Annotated in this window: 22 protein-coding genes; 11 read left to right on the top strand and 11 right to left on the bottom strand. The window is 34.3% G+C overall.

Annotation, left to right across the window (positions count from 1 at the left end; genetic code table 11):
* Window positions 1–59: 59 nt before the first annotated feature.
* Window positions 60–1,235, bottom strand: a complete 1,176-nt coding sequence (locus tag B8977_RS03405) for a vWA domain-containing protein (RefSeq protein ID WP_084016584.1) — start codon at window positions 1,233–1,235, stop codon at window positions 60–62.
* 168 nt (window positions 1,236–1,403) lie between these two features.
* Between B8977_RS03405 and mtaB the strand changes: the two genes are divergently transcribed.
* Together mtaB and B8977_RS03395 are read left to right on the top strand one after the other, a co-directional pair.
* On the top strand, window positions 1,404–2,753 hold the full coding sequence (gene mtaB, locus B8977_RS03400; RefSeq protein WP_084016183.1) for a tRNA (N(6)-L-threonylcarbamoyladenosine(37)-C(2))-methylthiotransferase MtaB: 1,350 nt from the start codon (window positions 1,404–1,406) through the stop codon (window positions 2,751–2,753).
* 34 nt (window positions 2,754–2,787) lie between these two features.
* On the top strand, window positions 2,788–3,438 hold the full coding sequence (locus B8977_RS03395) for an alpha/beta fold hydrolase (protein ID WP_084016181.1): 651 nt from the start codon (window positions 2,788–2,790) through the stop codon (window positions 3,436–3,438).
* A gap of 3 nt (window positions 3,439–3,441) precedes the next feature.
* Here B8977_RS03395 and B8977_RS03390 read toward each other — a convergent pair whose 3' ends face one another.
* Window positions 3,442–3,954, bottom strand: a complete 513-nt coding sequence (locus tag B8977_RS03390) for a gamma carbonic anhydrase family protein (protein ID WP_084016179.1) — start codon at window positions 3,952–3,954, stop codon at window positions 3,442–3,444.
* Between the two features lie 57 nt (window positions 3,955–4,011).
* Between B8977_RS03390 and B8977_RS03385 the strand changes: the two genes are divergently transcribed.
* Entirely contained in the window at window positions 4,012–4,893 is an 882-nt protein-coding gene (locus B8977_RS03385; RefSeq protein WP_084016177.1) for a NifU family protein, read from the top strand.
* Window positions 4,886–6,259 carry a M28 family metallopeptidase gene (locus tag B8977_RS03380; RefSeq protein ID WP_084016175.1) on the top strand — a complete coding sequence of 458 codons (1,374 nt, stop codon included), beginning with the start codon at window positions 4,886–4,888 and terminating at the stop codon, window positions 6,257–6,259. The genes B8977_RS03385 and B8977_RS03380 overlap by 8 nt, the downstream gene beginning before the upstream one ends.
* Here B8977_RS03380 and B8977_RS03375 read toward each other — a convergent pair.
* From B8977_RS03375 to B8977_RS03350, 6 genes are all read right to left on the bottom strand, one after another.
* Window positions 6,256–7,041, bottom strand: a complete 786-nt coding sequence (locus B8977_RS03375; protein ID WP_084016173.1) for a class I SAM-dependent methyltransferase — start codon at window positions 7,039–7,041, stop codon at window positions 6,256–6,258. The two genes, B8977_RS03380 and B8977_RS03375, sit on opposite strands and share 4 nt — an antisense overlap.
* Window positions 7,042–7,046: 5 nt before the next feature.
* Window positions 7,047–9,317, bottom strand: a complete 2,271-nt coding sequence (locus B8977_RS03370) for a GH92 family glycosyl hydrolase (protein ID WP_084016172.1) — start codon at window positions 9,315–9,317, stop codon at window positions 7,047–7,049.
* A gap of 38 nt (window positions 9,318–9,355) precedes the next feature.
* Complete coding sequence (locus B8977_RS03365; RefSeq protein ID WP_084016170.1) at window positions 9,356–11,044, bottom strand: transcriptional regulator; 1,689 nt, start codon at window positions 11,042–11,044, stop codon at window positions 9,356–9,358.
* A gap of 81 nt (window positions 11,045–11,125) precedes the next feature.
* Window positions 11,126–14,239, bottom strand: a complete 3,114-nt coding sequence (locus B8977_RS03360) for a T9SS type A sorting domain-containing protein (RefSeq protein ID WP_084016168.1) — start codon at window positions 14,237–14,239, stop codon at window positions 11,126–11,128.
* Between the two features lie 129 nt (window positions 14,240–14,368).
* The gene (gene lipB, locus B8977_RS03355) at window positions 14,369–15,079 is read right to left on the bottom strand and encodes a lipoyl(octanoyl) transferase LipB (protein ID WP_084016166.1); all 711 of its coding nucleotides are present in this window, start codon (window positions 15,077–15,079) and stop codon (window positions 14,369–14,371) included.
* Window position 15,080: 1 nt separating this feature from the next.
* Window positions 15,081–15,827 carry a hypothetical protein gene (locus B8977_RS03350; RefSeq protein WP_084016165.1) on the bottom strand — a complete coding sequence of 249 codons (747 nt, stop codon included), beginning with the start codon at window positions 15,825–15,827 and terminating at the stop codon, window positions 15,081–15,083.
* A 143-nt stretch (window positions 15,828–15,970) separates the two neighbouring features.
* Here B8977_RS03350 and B8977_RS03345 point away from each other — a divergent pair, with 143 nt between their 5' ends.
* Window positions 15,971–16,318 (top strand): YkvA family protein, encoded by a 348-nt coding sequence (locus B8977_RS03345; protein ID WP_084016164.1) that lies wholly within the window; start codon window positions 15,971–15,973, stop codon window positions 16,316–16,318.
* Window positions 16,311–17,222 carry a tRNA (adenosine(37)-N6)-dimethylallyltransferase MiaA gene (gene miaA / locus B8977_RS03340; protein ID WP_084016162.1) on the top strand — a complete coding sequence of 304 codons (912 nt, stop codon included), beginning with the start codon at window positions 16,311–16,313 and terminating at the stop codon, window positions 17,220–17,222. Before B8977_RS03345 ends, miaA begins: the two co-directional genes overlap by 8 nt.
* On the opposite strand, the gene B8977_RS03335 is transcribed toward miaA, so the two are convergent.
* Window positions 17,214–17,708 carry a hypothetical protein gene (locus B8977_RS03335; protein ID WP_084016160.1) on the bottom strand — a complete coding sequence of 165 codons (495 nt, stop codon included), beginning with the start codon at window positions 17,706–17,708 and terminating at the stop codon, window positions 17,214–17,216. The two genes, miaA and B8977_RS03335, sit on opposite strands and share 9 nt — an antisense overlap.
* A gap of 34 nt (window positions 17,709–17,742) precedes the next feature.
* Window positions 17,743–18,078 carry a tRNA-binding protein gene (locus B8977_RS03330; protein ID WP_084016158.1) on the bottom strand — a complete coding sequence of 112 codons (336 nt, stop codon included), beginning with the start codon at window positions 18,076–18,078 and terminating at the stop codon, window positions 17,743–17,745.
* Between the two features lie 121 nt (window positions 18,079–18,199).
* Between B8977_RS03330 and fabG the strand changes: the two genes are divergently transcribed.
* The 5 genes from fabG to B8977_RS03305 all read left to right on the top strand — a co-directional run bounded on the left by fabG (window position 18,200) and on the right by B8977_RS03305 (window position 21,976).
* Complete coding sequence (gene fabG, locus B8977_RS03325; RefSeq protein ID WP_084016583.1) at window positions 18,200–18,946, top strand: 3-oxoacyl-[acyl-carrier-protein] reductase; 747 nt, start codon at window positions 18,200–18,202, stop codon at window positions 18,944–18,946.
* A gap of 3 nt (window positions 18,947–18,949) precedes the next feature.
* A complete protein-coding gene (locus B8977_RS03320; protein ID WP_084016156.1) occupies window positions 18,950–19,150 on the top strand; it encodes a hypothetical protein in 201 nt (66 codons plus the stop codon).
* 65 nt (window positions 19,151–19,215) lie between these two features.
* Window positions 19,216–19,842: a hypothetical protein gene (locus tag B8977_RS03315; protein WP_084016154.1), complete on the top strand. Its 627-nt coding sequence runs from the start codon at window positions 19,216–19,218 to the stop codon at window positions 19,840–19,842.
* Window positions 19,843–19,950: 108 nt separating this feature from the next.
* Window positions 19,951–21,204, top strand: coding sequence for a putative DNA modification/repair radical SAM protein (locus tag B8977_RS03310; RefSeq protein WP_084016152.1), 1,254 nt, complete (start codon window positions 19,951–19,953; stop codon window positions 21,202–21,204).
* Window positions 21,205–21,208: 4 nt separating this feature from the next.
* A complete protein-coding gene (locus B8977_RS03305; protein WP_084016150.1) occupies window positions 21,209–21,976 on the top strand; it encodes a TIGR03915 family putative DNA repair protein in 768 nt (255 codons plus the stop codon).
* Between the two features lie 201 nt (window positions 21,977–22,177).
* Here the strand turns inward: B8977_RS03305 and B8977_RS03300 are convergent, their stop codons facing one another.
* A complete protein-coding gene (locus B8977_RS03300; RefSeq protein WP_084016148.1) occupies window positions 22,178–24,307 on the bottom strand; it encodes a Tex family protein in 2,130 nt (709 codons plus the stop codon).
* Window positions 24,308–24,733: the final 426 nt, after the last annotated feature.

The raw sequence follows: 24,733 nt of genomic DNA, 5'->3' as shown, positions 1-24,733 counted from the left end.
TCACCGAGGTTTAAAGAAAAAAGTGGAATTTTAAAGGTAGCTCAGATTACCCTTTTATTTTATTTCTGCGTATATCCTTGCTGATTCGCAAATTTCAAAACCGCATCGGTAATTGCTTTTCCTAAATCAGTTTCGCCTTCTCCTGTTTTTTCCAATTCAGTTTGGATGAATTTTTCTCTTTGTGAAGACAAATCAATTATTTCTTTTTGGATTTCAGAGCGCTGTTTGTTTAGCTTTTCGATTTCAGTTTGAAGCTGTTTGGTGGTCATATTTTTATACTTTTCAGGTAATGTAGATTTATCCAAATCTTCCAATTTGATTTGTTTTTGGTTAAATGCATCTACCAAATCCCAACCTGCATTTGAATAATTGCTACCGGCCTTTGCTTCTGCACGGCTCGCTTTATTTTCATAGCTGATAGATTCTGCGGCCTTATCTTGTTGTTCCTGACGCTCTTTCATCATGTTTCCTTCACGTCCATAATACATATAAGTGGCATTTAACCTCGTATTACAATCATCAATTTTCACATCATAAGGCGTGGAAATGTATCTGACTTTTTGGTTTTGGTCGATAAAGAAATATTCGCCTTTCCCTTTTACTGCACCATCTTTCCAAAATCCCATCTGTCCGGACTGGTCATCTCCACAATGAATCGTATTGACAAACACATTTTTTGAAACCGCTTCAGAAATTGCTTCTGTATAATTAATGCTTCCTTCTTGATTAAACGGCTCATTTCCCGCGATGTAAATGAGTTTCATGCTTTTTTTGTTACTGTCCCATTTCAGTTCATCCAAAGATGTTTTGATGACTTGACCGCAAAATTCTGCCCCACCATTGGTTCGCAAAGCAAATAATTTTTCTGATAATAAATCTAAATCAGTCGTCAATGCTGTTACTTGTCGGATGAAACCACTTTCTGCTGATAATCCATCGTTTCCATATTCATACAAACTAATTTCAATCACAGGCATTTTTCCGTCATATCTTAAAGTGGTCAAAGTATTGACAATGTTCCAAAGGCGAGATTTCGCTTGGTCTATCAATCCATCCATGCTGCTTGAAGTATCTAATAACAAAGCAACCTGGATTTTAGTTTCTGCTAAATTTTCTTCCGCTTGAATTGAATTTGAAGCTAAATAAGTTTCATCTTGAATATTTTTTTTAATTCCGGGATTAAATGTAGTTGACAATGCAATTGTAGTTCCTACTGTAAATAATATCGTTTTCATTTTGAATATTTTTTTGGTTTCTATATACATTGATGCAAACGACTTGAAAAAGGTTGGTTGGTTGGAAAATTATTTTGAAAAATCAAATTAAATAAACACCATCTCTAATATTCCTAAACAAAAAACCATCAACCTACAACTATCAACCAAAATATGTATTTTTGCAAAATGTTTTCAACTAATAAAACGGTTGCTTTTCACACGCTCGGGTGCAAATTAAATTTCTCCGAAACTTCCACCATTGCCAGAAACCTTTTGGACAACGGTTATAAGCGCGTAGAATTCAACCAGCCTGCAGATGTTTATGTGATTAATACCTGTTCTGTAACAGCAAATGCCGATAAGGAATGTCGTACCATCGTCAAAAATGCAATGAAAGTAAATCCAAAGGGATTTGTGGCTATTGTTGGATGTTATGCGCAATTGAAACCGCAGGAAATTGCTGAAATGGATGGTGTAGATTTGGTTTTGGGTGCTACTGAAAAATTTAATATTGCAGATTATCTTGAGGATTTAAACAAACAAGAAGATACTTTGATTCACTCTTGCGAGATCAGCGAAGCCGATTTTTATGTTGGCTCGTATTCGATTGGTGACAGAACCCGTGCTTTTCTGAAAGTTCAAGATGGATGCGATTACAAATGTACTTATTGCACTATTCCTTTAGCACGTGGAATTTCCCGCTCAGATACGGTTGAAAATGTTTTGAAAAATGCAAGAGAAATTGCTGATAGAGGAATCAAAGAAATTGTTCTTACAGGAGTAAATATCGGTGATTACGGAAAAGGCGAATTCGGAAATAAGAAACACGAACATACTTTCCTTGAATTGGTTCAGGAACTGGATCAGGTAGAAAACATTGAGCGCGTCAGAATTTCGTCTATCGAACCCAACTTACTAAGAAATGAAACGATAGAATTTGTTTCCAAAAGTGAAAGATTTGTTCCACATTTTCACATTCCACTACAATCAGGGAGCGATGCTATTTTGAAAAAAATGAAACGCCGTTACCTGACAAAATTATATCATGAAAGAATTTCAAAAATCCGTGAAGTTTTGCCTCATTCCTGTGTCGGAGTCGATGTGATTGTTGGTTTCCCGGGCGAAACAGATGAACATTTTTTAGAAACTTATAATTTCTTAAACGGTCTGCCAATCAGTTATTTGCATGTATTTACCTATTCAGAAAGAGACAATACAGAAGCCACAAATTTTGAAGGAATTGTTCCACAAAATGTTCGTAAACAACGCAACAAAATGCTCAGAATTCTTTCTGAGAAAAAACGTTTAGCTTTTTACCAATCTCAATTAGGTACTACCCAAAAAGTTCTTTGGGAATCGGATAATAAAAACGGAAAAATCCACGGATTTACAGAGAATTACGTAAAAGTTGAAACTGATTTTTCTGAAGAATTAATCAATAAAACCGAAACGGTTGATCTGGCTTTTATGAATGTAAATGGCTGTGTCGAAATTTCAAGAAGACCTTCTCGAAAATTTGAAGAAGTTTATGAATAATTATTTTCAAATTAACTAATTTTCAAATTTCATCATGAAAATCTACCAGGTAAGCGGATTAGGCGCCAATCAGAAAGCATTTGATTATTTGAAAATCAATCCTGATTTTGAGCGTGTTTACATTCCCTGGCTTTTGCCGGAAACAGATGAATCTTTGGAGCATTATGCCGAAAGAATGGCTGAAAAAATTGATACTTCGGAAGATTTTATTTTAATGGGACTTTCATTTGGTGGAATTATCGTGCAGGAAATGAATCGTTTTCTGAATCCGAAATTAAACATTTTGATTTCAACCGTAAAGGACAGAAATGAACTGCCACAATTCATGAAATTTTCTGCGAGTACAAATGTCCATAAACTGATTCCGCCAAGCTTTATTTCATCTGAAAAAGGATTTTCTTATGCGATGTTCAGAAAACTCTACAGTTCAAAAATGCCGGATATGAATGAATTTTTTGAATTCAGAGATCCTTATTATTTGAGATGGTCAATTGATAAAATTGTGAAGTGGAAAAACCATGTTGACATGGGAGAATTCATTCATTTTCACGGGGACAAAGATGTTGTTTTTCCTTTTTCAAAACTACATCATGTTGAAAGGATTTCAGGAGGAACCCATTTAATGATTATGCAAAAAGCCAGAAAATTGAGTGATTTGATCAATAAAAAATTAGAAGAAATTTAAAAATTACTTATACCAACCACTGTATTTTACATAATTATTGGCAATTCTTTCGATTTCTCCTTCCTTCAGGCCTTGTGAAACCATTCCGATTTTTTTTGCAGGAATTCCCGCCCAAAGCTCGCCTTCCTTTATATGTGTTCCTTGTGTCACAACCGCTCCTGCAGCAACGATACTATAAGATTCCACCACACAATCATCCATCACGATTGAGCCCATTCCTATCAAAACATTATCATGAATCGTACATCCATGAACGGTTGCGTTATGCCCAACCGAAACGTTATTTCCAATTGTCATCGGGAATTTCTGATAAGTACAGTGTACCATCGCATTGTCTTGGATGTTTACTTTATTTCCCATTTTGATGAAATTCACATCGCCTCGTAAAACCGCATTGTACCAAATGCTGCAATCATTTCCCATTTCTACATCGCCGATAATCACTGCAGTTTCTGCCAAAAAACAATTTTCTCCGAACTGAGGATTTTTGCCCAATAATTCTCTAACTAAAGCCATAAAATTTAACTATCAATTTATGGTTTAAATATAAGGAAGTTGATTTAATTTTGCCTTATGGATAGAGTTTACGTAGAAACAACACACAGCCCGCAAATCATGAAATTTGTGTGCGACGAAACATTGACCAACGGAAGCATGGAGCTTGAAAAAAATGATCAGGCAAGTGAATCTCTTTTGGCACAAGAATTATTACAATTTCCTTTTGTCACAAAAGTTTACATAACGGCTAATTTCGTAGCGATTCAAAAAACGGAAAACATAGACTGGGAAATGGTTATAGAAGATTTGAAAGAAATCGTCAACCGCCATTTGAACGAAGGTACAATCATCGCGCGCCAACAAGCAGACCCTTTTACATTGTATGCTGAAGTAACGCCCAATCCGGCGGTGATGAAATTCGTTTCCAATAAATTAATTTATGCAGGAATCGCGGAAGTAAAATCTGTTGAAGACTCTGAGAAAGTTCCGGTTGCCAAAGAATTATTTCAGTTTGACTATGTAAAAGAAGTTTTTGTCTCGGAAAATTACATTTCGGTAACCAAAACGGAAGATGCTGACTGGAATGGATTGGCTTTGGAATTGCGTTATTTTCTTTTGGATTATTTGCAGTCAGGAAAAGAAATCGTTCAAGCGGATTACGTTTACACTCCGTCTTATCCTTCGTTTGAAAATACTTATGCCAAAGTGGAATATTCGGACATCGAACAGCAAATAAAAGATATTTTGCAAGAATACGTACAACCCGCAGTTGCTGGTGATGGTGGAAATATTGAATTGATTGAATTTGAGGAAGATACAAAAACTGCTAAAATGCTTTTACAAGGTGCTTGTTCGGGTTGTCCTTCTTCGACTTTCACTTTGAAAAACGGTATCGAAGCGATGTTAAAAGAAATGATGCCCGGAAAAGTGGAGCACGTGGAAGCGGTCAATGGGTAAATTTAGATGGATGATGGATGTTGGAAAATTGAAGTGCAAATATGTTTTCAATGTTGTTGACTCGAAACGTTTAACATTGAACTTTAAATTTTTCATATCCTTCTTATTTTCAACGATTTGTTTCGCTCAAAATGCTGAAACGAATTATGCACGTTCCGTCATTACAACTTTAACTTCTGAAGAATTTGCAGGACGTGGATATGTTGATGATGGAATGGAAAAATCTGCAGAATTTATCGCTAATGAATTTGAAAAACTAGGTTTAAAAAAAATAAATGATTCTTATTTTCAGGATTTTACTATGCCCATCAATGTCATCAAAAATGCGAAATTGAAACTGAATGACAAAGAATTGAAATATGGTGAAGATTTTATAGTAAAGCCAAGCTCATATAGTCAAAACTTTCATCAAAAAGAGATTTATCATTTCGAACCTGAATATTTTGCAATTTCGTTAAAATATGAATCATCGTTTATAGATTTCATTCAAAAAGATATGTTGGCACAAAAAGGAAAACATGTAGTTTTTCCTCCGTATCAATTTGAAGTCGATTCACTCAACCAATATTATAAACATTGGGCAAATTTTTATAAGCCCGAAGAAAACCAAAACCGTTCGATTTTCTATTTTACAAAAGACAAATTAACGGCTTCGCTCTCGCAAGTTCAGGACAGTATTGCAGAATTTATCGTCAATGAAAAATATTACAGTAAAAATTTAAATATTGATGATTATGGAATTGAAAGTGAATTCATTAATAATTTTAAATCAAAAAACGTAATTGGTAAAATTGAAGGTGAAAATAAAGATTCTTTAATAGTAATTACGGCGCATTATGACCATTTGGGGAAAGTCGGAAATGTATATTTTCCAGGAGCAAATGACAATGCAAGCGGTACTGCTTTTTTGCTCAATCTGGCAAAATATTATTCCAAAAACAAACCAAAATACACATTAATTTTCATTGCTTTTGGAGCCGAAGAAGCCGGATTAATCGGATCCTATCATTTCGTAGAAAATCCATTAATTGATTTGAAAAGGATAAAATTTCTTTTGAATTTTGATATTATGGGTGCTGGTGAAGATGGTATTCAAATCGTCAATAGTTCTATTTTCACGAAAGAATATGAACTGCTGAATCAAATTAATTCAAAAAATAATTATCTCAAACAAATCAAGAAACGCGGCGAGGCTTGTAATTCGGACCATTGCCCATTTTATGAAAAAGGTATTCCTTCATTTTTCACTTATACTTTGGGCGGCGCAGGACATTACCACGACCCATTTGACAAAGGAGAAACTTTGAATTTATCTGAATTTCAGAACATTCGGGATTTGTTTGTAGAGTTTATAAATAAACTTTAAATCTTAGTTGCAGAAATACTGTAAACCATCGGAATTTTATTTTCTAAATGTTTGATTCTGAATTTTCCAGCTTCGAATTCTTCAGTTTTGTTGAAACAATTATAAGGTGAATAATCATATTCATCCAACGAATTAATTTCCAAACTATTTGAAATCAAACTGTTTATAACTTCTCCCAAACCATGGTTCCAACTGACGAATTCATCTTTTTCTTCTGCGTTTTCGGTGTAAGTACTTTCCACAGTTTCGATTGCTTCTGATTTAAAATAAGTGTATTCAATCCGTTGAAAATCATCATCAAACATCCAAACAAGCGGATGAAATTCAACAATCACAAATTTTCCTTGAGGTTTTAAAAAGTATGAAACAACTTTTGCCCATTTGTCCAAATCTGGAAGCCAGCCAATCGTTCCATAACTCGTAAAAACAATATCAAATTTTTCGTTTAAATGATTGGATAAATCGTAAATATCTGAACAAATAAATCTCGCATCAGAATTATCTTTTTCAGCTAAATTTCTGGCTGCTTCAATCGCTTTGTCAGACAAATCTACTCCAACTGATTTTGCGCCCAAACGGCTCAACGAAATCGTATCCTGACCAAAATGACACTGCAAATGCAAAATGCTTTTTCCTTCAACATTTCCCAATAACTCCAACTCGATTGAATTCAGAGATGATTTCCCTTCAAGAAAACTTTTAACGTCATAAAATTCAGACTCGAGATGAACTGAAGTTCTGTTGTTCCAGGATTTTTTATTGATTTCTAAATAATTTTTCATTTAAATTAATTTTCATTCGACATCGAATAAGGAGCATGTTCCTTTTTCGAAGCCCAGTTTTTGTTAGGTTTATCATTCATTTCAAAATAGAAAAGTCCGCCTTTCATAATTTCATCAAAATTAATATATGCTTTTTCAAATGTTTTATTGTTAAGAGTGGTTTTGTTTATATAGATATTTTCAGGAGATATTTTATTTTGCTGAATGACGAAAGACTTTCCATTTTCCAATTCAATGGTGGCTTTCTCAAACAAAGGTGCACCTATCACATATTGATTGACCGCCGGCGTTACGGGATAAAATCCCAGCGCACTAAAAACGTACCAAGCCGAAGTTTGTCCATTGTCTTCATCACCACAATAGCCATCTGGAGCAGAACTGTATAATTTATTCATCACTTCCCTTACCCAATATTGGGTCTTATAAGGCTCACCTGCATAATTGTACAAATAAATCATGTGCTGAATCGGCTGGTTTCCATGAGCATACTGTCCCATATTGACAATCTGCATTTCACGAATTTCATGAATGACAGAACCGTAATAAGAATCATCAAAAACCGGAGGCAACTCAAAAACTTCATCTAATTTTTGAGTGAATTTCTTCCTTCCCCCCATCAGATCAATCAACCCCTGCACATCATGAAAAACTGACCAAGTGTAATGCCAACTGTTACCTTCCGTAAATGCATCTCCCCATTTGAATGGATTGAAAGGGATTTGAAAAGTTCCGTCTTTGTTTTTACCGCGCATCAAACCGACTTGTTTGTCAAACAAATTTTTATAATTTAAACTGCGCTGACGATAAATATCAATCTCAGAATCAGGTTTCCCTAAAGTTTTCCCCAATTGCCAGATGCAAAAATCATCGTAAGCATATTCCAAAGTTCGCGCTGCATTTTCATTGATTCCAACATCATAAGGTACATAACCTAAGGAGTTGTAATAGTCTACTCCTGCCCTTCCTACCGCAGTCATCGGGCCTTCATGATTCGCGCCGTGAACAACCGCTTTCCACAAAGTTTCAATATCATATTCTCTGATTCCTTTGATGTATGCATCTGCAGCAACCGAAGCAGAATTATTTCCAATCATGATGTTGGCAAAACCAGGACTCGACCACTCAGGCAAAAACCCACCTTCTAAAAATGTGTTCGCCAATCCTTCCTGCATTTCCTGATTGATGGACGGATAAATTAAATTCAGCAAAGGATAAAGTGCTCGAAAAGTATCCCAAAATCCAGTTCCGGCAAACATTTTTCCCGGAAGAATCTGCCCGTTATATGGGCTCCAATGGACAATTTCATTTTTGGAATTAATTTCATACAATTTATTCGGAAACATCAAAGTGCGGTATAAACATGAATAAAAAGTCTTCATTTGTTCCTCCGTTCCACCTTCGACTTTTATTTTCCCTAATTTTTCATTCCAAATAGTCCGCGCATTTTCTTTCGTTTTATCAAATGAATCTCTGCCAATTTCTCTTTTCAGGTTTAATTCTGCTTGTTCAAAGCTGATAAAAGATGAAGCAACTTTTGCATGAATAATTTCGCCTTTTTTAGTTTTAAATTTAACTGCTGCGATTGAATGATTTGAATTCATTTCTGTCTTTCCAGATCGGATTTTATTACCGTCCCAAACTCTGAAATCTTCAATTTTTTCATCAAATTCAATTACAAAATAATTTTTAAAATTGATTAATTCACCACGGCTGTAACGCATACTGTAACCTATAATTTTCTTTTCTTCGGGAATAATTTTCACATAAGAACCTTTATCAAAGGCATCAACAACTATCCATCCGTCATCAGTTTCGGGAAATGTAAAACGAAATTGTGCTGCTCTTTCTGTAGGCGTGATTTCAGTCGTGATGTCATGGTCTGCCAAATAAACGCTGTAATAATAAGGTTTTGATATTTCGGCTTTGTGTGAAAACCAGCTTTCGCGCTCGGTTTCAGAAATTTTTAATCCTTTTGTCGGCATGATGGAAAACTGACCATAATCGTTCATCCAAGGAGAGGGCTGATGTGTTTGTTTGAAACCTTTAATTTTATTAGCTGTGTAAGTGTACATCCAGCCATCGCCCATTTTTCCGGTTTGCGGAGACCAATAATTCATCCCCCAAGGAACACCGATTGCCGGATACGTGTTTCCGTTGGACAATTCATAAGTTGACTGCGTTCCCATCAAGGGATTTACGTAATCGACATAAGAAATTTCAGTTTGGGAAAAAGAGGTTTGGGAAAGAATTATAATGAATAGTAAAAGAATTCGCATTCGTTCAGTTTTATAAATCGAAAGCTACAAAAAAAGTTTTAATTCAGATTTGAAATAATTCTTTGGTAGAAATCATCAAAAGTTTCTTCGTTTTCCAGATTGAGCTTCTTGCGTAATCGATACCGTTTGATATAGATGCTTTTATCTGAAATATTTAGAATACGGCTGATCTCTTTGGAGCTGACATTTAATATAATATACGCCAATAATTGTTCATCGCCTTTTGAAATTCCGGGATAATTTTGGCGGATGTAAAAGAAAAAATCCTGATTGAGCTCGGAAGTCAGAGAGTTGATTTGTTTGATTTGGGTTTGTCCGTTCAACAATTCGGAAAAAGACATTTTCAAGGAATTTATTTCTTCTCGGCTGCCCGGAATATTTTTGAATTTTGATTTGGTTTCATCCAAAAAATTTTCAATTTTCTGAATCTGATTGGCAAAAGAAATCAAATGTTCCTGGCTGAATTTTATTTTTTCTTTCAATAATTCATCTTCTAATTGTTGATTTTTGAGTTTGATTTCTGTAATAATTTGACTTTTTTCGATGCTGTCAATTTTGCGTTTTTTGTTTTTGATGATCAAATATGAAATTCCACCAATAAATAACGCAATCAATAAACTACTAAAAATCAATATTTTATTTATTTTAGAATTGGCTTCGTATTTATTTAATTGCAATTTATTTTCAGTAATATTTTTTTCCAATTCCAAAATCTGCATTTTGTCGTTGTTACTTTGTTCAGTCAATTCAATATTTTTCAGATTGTGTTTTTTACTGAATTCAAGTGCTGATTTATAATCATTAATACTGGAATAAACTTTTATATATTCATCATAAATCAAAGCCAGATAATCATTGAACTGGTATTTTTCTGCGAGCATTTCCGACTCTTTCAATAGATCTAAAGATTGAGAGTAGTAGGTTTGTTCATTGGCAATTTGCGCCAATTTCAAAATGCAGTAAGTATTTGCTTTGGAATTTTTTAGATTAATTAAAATTTCTTTCGCTTTGTTAAAATATGAAATTGCGTTTTCATAGTCTTTTTCATATTTGTACCATTCACCGTAATATATGTACAAAAAAGCTTCCAACTCTGTGTTTTTCAGATGCTTATTTATTTGCTCTGCTTTTTTATAACATTGAAATGATTTTTTTTTGAATTGGGCAATTTCATTTACGGAATAATTGGAGTCCATCATCCGGTTTTCTGCTTCGTACAAGACGCCATAAGCAGCACCAATATTCATACTTACTTTAATTAAATTCAAAGAATCCTTGACAGCTTCAAAGATTTCAGAAGCTTCCTGTAAAGTATTTATTTTTTCAACTGAATTATCGAACAATGTAGATTTGTTCATCAAACTATTTGCTAATAATTTTTGATCATTGATTTGACGGGCAATAGTTTCGGTTTGCAGGTAATTTTCAAAAGCTTTTATTTTATTGGCTTGTCTGTGCCAGAAATTTCCAAGAATTAAATAAGTCATCCCTAAAGTTGACTGGTCATTTTTCTTTTTAGAATATTGAATATTTCGATTTAATTTCTCGAGAATATACTCAGGTTCAAATGGTTTATCATCTTTCAGGACTTTGTTGATGGCTTTAATTTCTCCATTTTTATATAATATTTCGATTTTAGATTTGAGTAATTCTGCATCATTTTGCTGTCCCAACAGAAAATTTGAAAGCAAAAAAAATGTCAGAAATATGGAGAAAGTAGTTTTCATCTTTGGATAAATATAAAGACAAAAGGCACACACTCGCATGCTGCCTCTTGTCTTAATTAACAATTTAAAATATGAAATGAATTATTTTTTGATAATTTTCTCAGTATGAATTCCTTTGTTGGTTTTCACTGAAATTAAATAAGTGCCTGAATTTAAATGAGAAAGATTAATTTTAGAATCTGAATTATTAGAATTCAAAACCAATTTTCCTGTCAGGTCAAAAACATTTACGCTTTCAATTTTCGTTGAATTCTTGATTGAAATATTTAGAATTTGCTTTGTTGGAACCGGATAAAAGGTGATTTGATCAGCATCATTCATTTCTTGCATACTCAATTCGCACAATTCAAGAATTTCTTCTGATGAATTACAACCCGTTGTGTTTCCATTGATTATGTGTTCGCCACCATTGGAAAGATAACCGCAAATGCTAGGAACATTACAAACTGAAAGACCTGGAGAAGCCGTAATTTCAACATAACTCATCGAAGAAGGAATGATGTTATCTACACCACTCAAAGTTGTCAAAGCAGGATTTCCATAAACGAAAAGATATCCTGTATTTAAGTTTATAAGGTTACTCAGTGGCTCTAAGCTGTTTACCAACCCATTGTTTGCGATCCCTAATAATCCCGGCCACTCAATTCCGAGCCTAGAAATATTATTTACCCCTTCCAATGATACAAGAGATGGATTTTCTTGAATGATCAATCCTTCTGCAATTGAGATATTGCTTAGTTTCTCAATGTTGTTTAATAACTGATTTTGAGACAATTCAATTTGCCCCATAACGTTTGAAAGGCTGTTCAATCCTTCCAAACTTACCATAGCATCGTTGTCATAAATCACGATGTCAAGTACTGATTCCAATGAATTCAATCCTTCTAAATTTGTCAAGGAGTGGTTCGTGCCAATATTGAGAACGTAGGTTGAAACTAAATTTTGAAGACCTTGCAGGCTTTCCAATTCAGGATTGGAAGATATTTGCAAAAGAAATGGAACTTCAGTTAAACCGGTCAATGATTCTATTGATTGCAAATTTGGATTGCTTTTGATTTCTAAATTATCAGCGAGAGTCGCTAAATTTTCCAATCCATCGAGTGAAATCAAACTCGCATTTGAATCAACTCTCAGCGTACCATTAACCGCCTGTAAATTTTCAAGTCCTGTCAAATCAATCAAAGCAGGATTCTGTGAAATAGAAGCTGTTGCACCTCCTGGACTATTTACAGCTATTAAATTATTTAATCCTTCTAAACTGCTTAGGCTTTCATTTGAAGTAATGCCTAAATCTCCCACTACTAACAAAGAATTTATTCCTTGAAGATTCACTATCAAAGGGTTTGACTGAATTGTAAAGCCTCCAATTACAGTTGTTAAATTATCTAATCCTTCAAGACTTTGTAATTGGTCATTTAATAATGCCTGAAAATTTCCTGTTTGTGTTAAATTCTCAAGACCATTTAGATTTACAAGAGATGTTTTATCAACTGACAATGAACCATTTATACGAGTTAAGTTACTCAAAGGTTCTAAATTGTAAATATCTGTAACACTTGTTCCTCCGATTTTTATACTTGCATTTAGAATTGAACAATCAGGATATTGAACAACAAAATGATCTAATTCTGCCTGACTTAAAAACTGAATATCTTGAGAAGGACAAGTCGGCAATGTATCCTGACAAGCTTCCAAAACCTCATCAAAAGAATTACATCCGGTTGCATTTCCCGAGATTGAGTATGTCGCTCCGAACGTAGAAATATATGTGCAAATACTGTTTACATCACAAGTAGATAGATTTTGAGAAGAGGATAAAGTAAGGTCTGTAATAGATCCTGGATCAATGTTATCTAATCCAGACAAACTTGTCAAAGAATTGTTTTCATAAATAATTAATGCTGAATAATTTATAGAGGTTAAGCTATTGAATGCTTGTAAATTTTGCAATAAATCATTTCCTGCAATTACAAAATCGTCACCCATCTGAACCAAAGCATTTAATCCGGTCAAATTGGTCAAAGAAGTATTTTCGATGGTCAATCCACCTACAATTCTTTCAATATTTTCTAAGCCTGAAATGTCATTGATATTGGAGGTTCCTTCAGCGATTCCAATGTATAAATTTCCAAAAATAGTAGTGCAATCCGGGTATGTTGTATGAAATAAATCTACTTCAGCTTGTGTTGTCAAAATCACGTCACCAGTTGGGCAATTGGTCGCTTCTTCGCAGAAATATTCAATTTCATCAATTGAATTACAACCTACAGAATTTCCGGAAATCGTGGCTTGTCCATTTCCACTTAAATAATCGCAAATGCTTTGCACATTACAAGTTGAAAGTTGCTGAGAAGAAGTCAAATACAAATGCGTAATTGAGCTAGGATCTATATTATCAAGACCTGAAAGCGAAGTCAATAAGTTATTTGAGTTGATTTGTAATGTTGAATTTAGAATCGTCGTCAATTGTGAAAGTCCTTCTAAACTTGTAAGTGAGGCATTAAAGGAAATATTTAGACCAGGTGTAATGGCAGAACCAGTAAAAGATTCAAGAGCATTTAATCCATCTAAATTGGTCAAACTATTGTTAAAAACAATACTTAAAGAACCTATTTTGGTTATGTTATTTAAGCCGTCAACAGTTACCAAAGAGTTGTTCAGACGAATTTCTAACAAATCTGATATTTCGGTTAAATTTTCCAAACCATGAAGATTTACCAAAGCGGGATTTTGTGTAATTTCAACGGAAGATTGAACAGTTCCTATATTCAAACCTTCAAGGGAAACCAAAACTGCGTTTCCATCAATATCAAGAGTTGAGACTTCTGTAATTCCGCCTAATGCAGATAAATCTGTAAGACTATTATTATATCTGATAGCCAATTCTCCGTCGTCGTCAATTAGATTTTCAAGTCCTACTAGATTTGTTAACGATGTGCTTTGAATTAAAAGACCTTTTACTGAAGTAAGATTTTCGAAAGGTGTAAGGTCGGTTATATCACTTGTATTGTTAGATCCGATGATCAGTCTTCCATCTAACGAAGTACAATTGGGATAATCAACCAGAAACTGATTAACTTCTGCTTGGGAATTAAATTGAAGATAACCATCAATCGTTGGACATTGTGCTGAAATACAACACGAACCAATAAGTGAAACGGTCACGCAAAACCACTTAAATAAATTTGTTCTCATAATGTTATTTTAGAATTATTTTTGAGAACAATTTTAGATGTTTATATCGAAATTGACATTAACACATATATAAACATCATATATACATGATATTTAATTAATTGAAATTTAATGCTTTATAAATTCGGTTTAAACGATTTCAATTTCAAAAACTTCTTCAAAAGCTGATTTAGTTTTTTCTTTTATATGTTCCATTGAAAGTTTTTTGTCTATTTCGCGTTCAATTGAAGTTACGGCTTTGTCTTTTATTCCGCAAGGAATGATATATTCGAAATATTTCAAATCAGTATTTACATTCAATGCAAACCCATGCATCGTCACCCAACGTGAAGCTTTCACGCCCATCGCACAAATCTTTCTTGCATAAGGTTTCCCAACATCTAACCAAACACCTGTTTCTCCGGAAGAACGCTCGCCCTTTAATCCATAATGCGCAATGGTTTTGATGATAACTTCCTCCAAATTTCTCATGTACAAATGAATGTCCGGCTTGAAATTATCCAAATCAAATATCGGATAACCAACCAATTGACCGGGACCGTGATACGTAATATCTCCTCCCCGATTCGTTTTCACAAAAGTTGCGTCTATTTGTTTGAGCAAATCTTCATTCGCCAGCATGTTTTCGATATGACCACTTTTACCTAAAGTATAAACGTGCGGGTGCTCGACAAACAAAAGATGATTTTGAGTTAATTCAAAATCAGATTGTCCGTTTTTTTCTTTCTCACGATTTCTGGATTTGATTACAACCGTTTCTGCCAGCAGATTTTCCTGAAAATCCCAAGTTTGCTGGTAATTCTGATGAATTCCTAAATCTTTGAAAAAAACTTTATTCATTTTACTCAAACTCAATTTTAAAATTATATTTTTCCGGATCTTCCATCAATTCAATCATGGGAACATCCACCGTCATCGTTTTGCCATCTAGGCTGTAAGTAGCATTTTCGATATTTGATTTTTTGATCTTTTTCGGGAAATGATATTCTATCTTGTATTGAAACATTCCCATCATTTGACGGGTCGATTCTGCGGTGCTGTCATTCATTTCACCTAACATTTTTGAAGTTTCACTGGAAGCAATTCTTTGGAAAGATTTCCCGTCATATTTAAATTCCATAAAATTCAACATTCCGGATTGTGCCAAATTATCTGCTGCTGCTTTGTCTTCTTTCGCCAGCTTCTCACCTGCCGTTTTTATTTCTTTCATGTAAGAATTAAAACTTTTCACATCTTTTTCCTCAACACCGAAACTGATTTTCCCTTCATTGTCATTCATCACCATGCGTACTTTCATTTTATCCATCACGTTTAAAAACTCACGTTCAGCATCTCCGGTTTTATCAGGGTTCAATTTGGGATCCATTTTTTCCAAATCAGAGAAAGTCATTACAGAATCAATGGGGAATTGGCCAATTAGCCTGAGTGAATCTTTGCTTTCCTGCGAAAACATCATTCCCATCATTTCGGTGAAATTCATTTCAGTTTCATATTTCACACCACCGTTTTCCTGTATATAAACACGTTCTGTTATCTGACAAGAAACTAATAAAATTGCAATACTAAAAAGGTAGAATAGTTTTTTCATTTAAAATTTAATTTCAACAAATTTAAGGCTTTCAGCTCAATTTTATTCTATAAAATTCAATCCGGAAGCAAAGTAAATCTTGACATAAGATTTAATTGGAATGTTTTTTGTAATAATCATAAACCGAACTTAAAACCAATACAATGAACAAATTAAAATTAATGAAACTGGCAGGTGTTGTAGCCATGCAGGCAAAATCTGCAGATGGCTCAATCGGAGACAAAGCAAAAGCTTTTTCCAGATTGGTGATTGATACTGTGACCGGAAAATATAAACCCAGAACCCGCAATTTATTGATTGGAACTGCGGTTATAGCGTATGTCTTATCTCCTATTGATTTGATTCCGATGTTTATTTTGGATGATGCTGCGATAGTTCTGATTGCCATGAAATATTTTTCTCGTGAAATTGACCGATATTTGGCATGGGAAAAACGGCAAAAAGAAAGTGTCCAAGTCGTTTACACAGACGCTGAGATTATAGATGAATAAATTTTACAGGAGCTTAATTATCATCACAGGCCCCACTGCCATTGGCAAGACGGGGCTTGCTGTTTTTATAGCAAATCAATTGCAGACAGAAATCATTTCTTTTGATTCCCGTCAGTTCTACAAAGAAATGAAAATCGGAACCGCAGTTCCGACCGATGAGGAATTAGCCGAAGTTCCGCATCATTTTATTCAAAATTTAAGTATTCATGATGAATATTCCGTAGGCGATTTCGAAAGAGATGCATTGCAAAAAATTGAAGAATTGTTCCAAAAGTATAATTCAATAGTAATGGTCGGCGGTTCCGGATTGTATGAAAAAGCAGTTACGGAAGGTTTGGATGTTTTTCCGGAAGTGGATGTGTCGATTCGTGAAGAATTGATTTCAGAATTAAATGAATTCGGAATTGCAAAATTGCAGGAAGAATTGAAAATTTCAGATCCTGAATATTTTGAAAAAGTAGATATTCAAAATTCACATCGCGTCATTCGCGCTTTGGAAATCTGTCGTGGAACCGGAAAAACTTTTTCTTCATTTAGAAGAAATAATCTTCAGCCACGAAATTTCAAAGTCATCAAAATCGGTTTGGAACTTCCCCGCCAAGAAATCTATGAGAGAATCAATCAGCGTGTCGATGTCATGATGAATTCAGAATTGCTTGATGAAGTAAAATCTTTGTATAAATTCAAAAACTTAAACAGCTTACAAACTGTTGGGTACCGTGAGTTATTTGATTATTTAGATGAAAAAATAAGTTTTGACTTTGCTGTCGAAGAAATCAAAAAAAATACACGTCGCTATGCCAAAAGACAATTGACCTGGTACCGAAAAGATGAAAATATCAAATGGTTTTCGCCTTTTGAAAAGGCTAAAATACTTGAATTCATCAAAGCTTCTTTAAGGTAAATTTTCTAATTTGCTTTTAAGTTCATTTCTGTCCATAATGAAAATGACAAAATATAAAGGTATCGAAATTATAAATATAATTACATAACCTAATAAGGATCTATCTGATTCTGTTTCTTTTATGGTGTGAAAGAAATTTTTACGATTGTTCAATGTTAAAATTAAAAAGAAAATAAATAATACAGCGAAAATTGTATACCCTATAACCATTTGCGAATAATACGTAATAGCAGCCAATAAATGAATTACTAAAGCGCTGATTCCATTCTTTTTAAATTGTTTAAAAATATGTTCAGCTTCCCTATACATATTATTGGAATATCCACCTGATAATTTTATGGCTTCATCTCCAAATCCTCTTTCTTCAAGAATTTTCAATGCCTCTTCCTTAAATGATTCGGGATAATTATAACGTTTGTAATTTTTAATTACATCTAATAATTTATAATCATCTAAATCTTTTAAGCGATTAATTCTTTCATCCATAATTACTTAATTTAATTGCTCATTCTTTAAATAATCAACCTATTTTACATCCGTTATCCGTTTTTTTATCAGGAGTTAACAAAACCACATCACTATTTTCATTGTAAACACCTAACACCAAACACTCTGAAATGAAGTTTGCAATTTGTTTTGGAGGAAAATTCACGACTGCAATCACTTGTTTTCCGATCAATTCTTCTCTATTGTAAAGCGAAACGATTTGTGCGCTTGACTTTTTGATTCCCAATTCTCCAAAATCCATAGTCAATTGATACGCAGGTTTTCTGGCTTTTGGAAAATCATTTACTTCCAAAATAGTTCCCACGCGCATATCTACTTTTTCAAAATCATCCCAACTTAAAGCATTCATTTTTTATTGAATTAAATTCGAATTTAATGAATTCATTTTAAAATCAAATTTCCACGATAAATGATACTTGTTACCTGATACCAAATTATTTCATAATTTAGCAACCATAATAAACAAAAGTATGGAATTACTCAAAGGGAAAACCGCTATCATAACGGGAGCTACAAGAGGAATAGGAAAAGGAATTGCAGAAATTTTTGCTAAGAATGGATGCAACATCGCATTTACATATGCTTCTTCGGTTGAAAAAGCAAAACAACTTGAAAATGAATGGGAAAGTTTAGGAATAAAAGCCAAAGGATATCAGTCGGATGCATCAGATTTCGATGCGGCTCAAAAATTGGTCGATGATGTATTGGCTGAATTTGGGCAAGTCGATATTGTAGTGAACAATGCTGGAATTACCAAAGATAATTTATTGATGCGCATGAGTTTAGAAGATTATGAAGAAGTGATCCGTGTCAATCTGAATTCCGCATTCAACCTTACAAAAGCAGTTGTAAAACCGATGATGAAACAACGCAAAGGTTCTATCATCAACATGAGTTCCATCGTGGGAAGAAAAGGAAATGCTGGACAAGCAAATTATGCAGCATCTAAAGCAGGATTAATAGGGTTTTCAAAATCAGTAGCTTTGGAATTGGGTTCCAGAAATATCCGCTGTAATGTCATCGCACCGGGATTCATCGAAACTGAAATGACCGAGAAATTAGACGCAAAAGTAGTTGAAGAATGGAGAGCGGGAATTCCACTAAAACGAGGCGGAACGCCTGAAGATATTGCAAACGCTTGTTTATTTTTAGGCTCTGATTTATCAGATTACATTACCGGTCAGGTTTTGAGCGTGGATGGCGGGATGTATACTTAATTAATGAAATCTATTAAATTTATTTTAGGTGTCATTTGTTTACTTGTTGGATTGTTTTTCTTTCTGGCATTTATTTTTGAATATGTACCAAATCAGTTAATAAAATCAAACAATCCAGAAAGAAAATTATTAGGTGGAATTTTCATGATTGCTCTTATTTTCTTTTTCTTTAAATTTGGATTAAAATGGGTAAAGAAGAAATAATTCTATAATTTCAAACTAAACTTTGACAAAGCTGAAAATTTGTCAAAGTTTTTTAATTTTGGGTAATGTCTTTATCGATTCCGCACCACCGAAACTCCGTTTTCAGCATTTTTATTTTTGCTGCATTCACGACTTTTTGGGTCTTTACCGGAAAAGCTAATATGTTTTTTTTGATTTACATTTTCTGGTGGGATGAATTCATCCAATCAATTTTCGGAATTTTCAATCGTATTTTCCGAAAAAGTCAAATCGAAAATCTGACTTCTTATCTTAAAATGCTCAAAGAACGATTTTTCATGTTGTTTATTTATTTCATATTTATTGTTGTAATATTTGCATTTGTATTGACATTTTCATCCAAAAATTTAGAAAATAATTACATCACATTTGAAGTCTTACTTTTTAGAAACTGGGGATTTAACCTGAGTCTACTATTCATTATTCTACGAGAAATTTTCAATTATAAAATGAAAAAATCCACAGAAAAAATTACCGACAAAAATCTTTCATTTGGCGCTTTGATTGTACTTCATGTTTCAATTATTTTGGGTATTTTGCTTTGGGCGCTTGCTTCCGGTCAGTTTAAAATTTTTGAAGGAATCGGTGAAAATGCAGATAAATTTATAATTCTTCCTTTTATTCTGATTAAATTTATTTTTGATTGGATGCGTTTAAAATCAGAATCGAATTAATTGATTTTTCATTTCAATTTTAACACTAATTCAAACATAATTTTAAGAAATCAAATTCTATAATTGAATTAATTCTCCCTAATTTGCTACGGTAACTTCAAATAAAAAATGTCCGATAGAATCAGGGAAAAACTACAAATTTTAGCCGACGCGGCAAAGTACGATGTGTCTTGCTCATCGAGCGGAAGCAATCGAAAAAATACCAATAAAGGAATCGGCGATACCGGTTCCGGAATTTGTCATACCTATACAGAAGACGGTCGATGCGTTTCTCTTTTGAAAATTTTACTCACCAATTATTGCATTTACGATTGTGCATTTTGTGTTTCGCGAAGCAGCAATGACATCAAACGTGCTGCTTTCACGGTGGATGAAGTTGTAGAATTGACCATGAATTTTTACAGGAGAAATTACATCGAAGGATTATTCTTGAGTTCTGGAATTTTTAAAGATGCAGACTATACAATGGAACGAATGCTTCGCATCGTAAAAAGATTGCGTTTGGAAGAAAGGTTCAATGGTTACATTCATTTGAAAACGATTCCCGGAGCAAGTGAAGATATGGTAACGGAAGCCGGATTGTATGCGGATCGTATGAGCATTAACCTTGAAATGCCAACCGAATCGGGATTAAAATTACTCGCTCCAGAAAAATCACACCAAGAAGTAAAACGAGAATTGGGAATTATCAGAAATCGCTCTGTTCAATACAATTCCGAAAGGAAGATCATAAAAAATACACCGAAATTCGTACCTGCTGGACAAAGTACCCAAATGGTCATCGGTGCAACACCTGAAACCGATAAAGACATCATGTACACAGCAGATGAATATTATAAAAAATTTTCTCTTAAACGCGTGTATTACAGCGGTTACATTCCCATAAGCGAAGATTCTCGAATGCCTATGATTGGTACTCAACCACCACTTTTGCGTGAAAATAGATTGTATCAAACCGATTGGCTGATGCGTTTTTATGATTTTGACATCAAGGAAATTTTAAATGAACAAAATCCGAATCTTGATGTCGATGTAGATCCTAAATTAAGTTGGGCTTTGCGAAATCTGCATCATTTTCCGATTGATATTAACACGGCGGATTATAAAATGATTTTGCGAGTTCCTGGAATTGGCATGCGTTCGGCACAGAAGATTGTGGCAGCGAGGAAATTTGGGAAACTTCATATTTATCAATTGAAAAAAATAGGAATTGCATACAACCGTGCGCAACATTTTATTCGATGTCAGGATTCTCCTTATCAATTACGGGATCAAGAAGCATTTAAAATTAAAAATACAATCCTGAAAGAAAGCCAAAGCAAATATTTAAAAAACGCTCAGAATCAATTGACTTTATTTTAAATTGATGAAAATTTATGTTTTTGATGGTTCATTTTATGGGATTTTGACGGCGATTTTTGATTCGTATTTTCGGAAAGAATATCCAATTCAATTGATTTCAAAAGACAATTCTTCATTGAATATGTTTGATGAACAAATTGAAGTCATTACTGATTCCGATAAAGCGAAGAGGGTTTGGAAAGGAATTCAAAATAAAATTTCGAAAACGCATCAGAAACATTTTTACGATTCGCTTCTTTCGGAAAAACCGGAAATTTTCCAGCATTTATTAGATTATGCACATTATATTTTTGACAATCCTGAAGGTTTTGATGGAAATTACGGAAATGAACACGTGCTTGCTTTGGCGCAAATGTCGCAAAAAGTGCATCGGGAGAAACACCGAATGGAAGCTTTCATTCGTTTTCAAAAAAGCGCTGACGGGATGTTCTTCGCGATCATCCATCCAGATTATAATGTGATTCCATTGCTCACAAGACATTTCAAAAACCGTTACACAGACCAGTCTTGGGTTATTTATGATGAAAAAAGAAAATATGGAATTCATTATGATTTGAATTCCGTTCATGAAATCACCATTCATCAAATCGATGCGAAAACCGCTTTGACGAAATCAGATGAAATTTTCATCGATGAAAACGAAAATCTTTACCAACAACTTTGGAAAGATTATTTCAAAAGCACCAACATCATTGAAAGAAAAAACACAAAACTCCATATCCAACACGTTCCGAAAAGGTATTGGCGTTATTTGACGGAGAAGCAGGTTTGATTTATTTATCTTGTATATTTATATAAATAATCTACGCCATGAATAAGATAATTTTTATTTCAATAGCTTCCCTTTTTTTTTATTAACTGTAATAAGATTGAGAATTCTCAAAAATAGGATCAAAGCAAGAGAAAGAGAATTATATTTTTCATTTACATCTCTCAAATTTGAAGATCAATAAGAAAAAATATTGAAATCTTTCTAGTCAACCATCGACAACTGAATTCTATTTCGTTCGATGTCGATTTCAGTTACGGTAACTTCCACAATTTGATTCAATTGAACGACTTGATTGACATCAGAAATAAATTCTTTGGTGATTTTTGAAATATGAACGAGTCCGCTTTGTTTGATGCCGATGTCCACAAAACATCCGAAATTGGTAATGTTGTTGATAATACCTTGTAACTTCATTCCAGTTTTCAGGTCTTCAATTTTTTTGATGTTTTTATCAAATTGAACCATGACTGCTTTCTTTCGCGGATCTAATCCGGGTTTCTTTAATTCTTCCAAAATGTCTTTCAACGTAGGTAATCCAACTTTTTCTGAAACATATTTTTCTAAATTAATCTGAGAAATCAGACTTTCATTTCCGATTAATTCTTGGGTCGAAATTTTCAAATCTTTCGCCATTTTTTCGACTAATTTATACGATTCGGGATGCACGGCTGAATTATCCAAAGGATTTTCTCCATTCGGAATTCTTAAAAATGCAGATGCCTGCTGAAAAGCTTTTCCACCCAATCTTGGCACATTTTTCAAATCTTCTCGAGAACTGAATTGTCCATTTTCTGAACGGTAATTCACAATGTTTTCTGCCATTTTTTCACCGATACCAGAAACATAATTCAACAAATGTTTACTCGCAGTATTTAGGTTTACGCCGACTTTGTTTACGCAAAGCATGACTGTTTCGTCCAATTCATCTTTGAGCAATTTCTGGTCGACATCGTGCTGGTATTGCCCTACTCCGATGGATTTGGGTTCGATTTTTACCAATTCAGCCAAAGGATCTGCCAAACGACGACCTATGGAAACTGCGCCACGAACCGTCACATCATACTGCGGAAACTCATCACGCGCAATTTTGGAAGCCGAATAAATAGATGCTCCTGCTTCGTTGACCACAAAAACTTTCAGATTTCTATCGAATGGAATATTTTGAATCCAGTTCTCCGTTTCACGTGAAGCTGTCCCGTTTCCGATGGAAATAGCCTCGATTTGATAGGCATTGACCAAGGATTTTATTTTGTTGGACGCTTGTTGTTTCTCATTTTGTGGTGCATGCGGATAAACGGTTTCGTTGTGAATTAAATCTCCTTTTTCATCCAGACAAACGATTTTACAACCCGAACGGTAACCGGGATCTATCGCCAAAATTCGTTTTTCACCCAAAGGCGCAGCCAATAAAAGTTGTTTCAAATTATTGGAAAAAACTTGGATAGAATTTTTATCTGCCAATAATTTTGCTTCGTTCAAACGTTCGGTGGAAAGTGAAGGTTCGAGCAATCTTGAATAGGAATCTTTGATAGCATCTTCCATGATTTCTACCAATTCGGGTTGGTTGGATTTGATGATTGTATTTTCTATGATTTGAAGTGCATCTTGTTTTTCGATGCCCACTGAAACTTTTAGGAAGCCTTCGTTTTCTCCTCGAAGGATTGCCAATAGTCTATGTGGGGCGCATCGTTTCAAAGGTTCTGAAAAGTCAAAATATTGAGTAAATTTCTGTGCGTTTTCTTCGTCTTTTTTGGATTTTACTATTTTAGAAGCAATGACCGTTTCATAATTGAATTTTCTTCTGAGTTGATTTCTGACGCGTTCGTTTTCGTTGATCCATTCAGCCATGATGTGTTTGGCGCCTTGGAGGGCTTCTTCGATGGAATGGACTTCATCATTTAAATATCGGTTAGCCAATTCATCTAAATCACGAATCGGATTTTGTTTCATGATGATTTTTGCCAGAGGCTCGAGACCTTGTTCTTTGGCTATGGTCGCTTTGGTTTTCTTTTTCTTTTTGTAAGGTAAATAGTAATCTTCCAACAGGTTTTCGTCGTAGCAATTTTGGATTTTTTGCTGGAGTTCGATGGTTAATTGACCTTGTTCATCGATTGCTTTAAGGATAGTGATTTTTCTTTTTTCAATTTCTTCGAAATTTAATTTGAGTTTGGCGATGGTGGATATCTGCACTTCATCCAAATTACCTGTCATTTCCTTTCGGTAGCGGGAAATGAAAGGTATTGTACAGTCTTCATTGAGTAATTGAATGGTATTGTCAATTTGTTTTGGAGATATGGATATCTGCTGCTGGATATAATCGGTAATCGTCATTTTGTTGTTTTGAAAAGGAGTCAAAAGTACGGGTTTTTGGTGGAAAACTGGAAAATGCACTTCGACAGGCTCAGTGTGACAGATATTGGAGAATTAAAGTCTTCCTTTTAGTTTTTAAAAATCAGATTTTACACTTTTTGGCATATGGTTCAACGCTACTTGCATACGATACAACTCTCTCGACATAGGGACTAACGCTCTCGGGTTATGGCGTAATATTATTGAAATTTGAAAAATATTTCTGGTCCTTCTATGGTTTTAGGGTTGGATTGCGAAAGGGATAGCAGCGGTTACCCCGCAGGGCTGATGGTGCGGAGAACCGCCAGACCGAGGAGTATGAGCGTATAGCCCGACCGCCGGGATGCCCGACTAAAGGGCAGCATGGGGGACTCGCCTAATTAATTTTGGATTTTAGAATTTTGAATT

Source organism: Moheibacter sediminis (assembly GCF_900176425.1).
Lineage (GTDB): Bacteria > Bacteroidota > Bacteroidia > Flavobacteriales > Weeksellaceae > Moheibacter > Moheibacter sediminis.
Note: the sequence above shows the minus strand (reverse complement) of the source record. Positions and strands in the feature narration are given on the sequence as shown.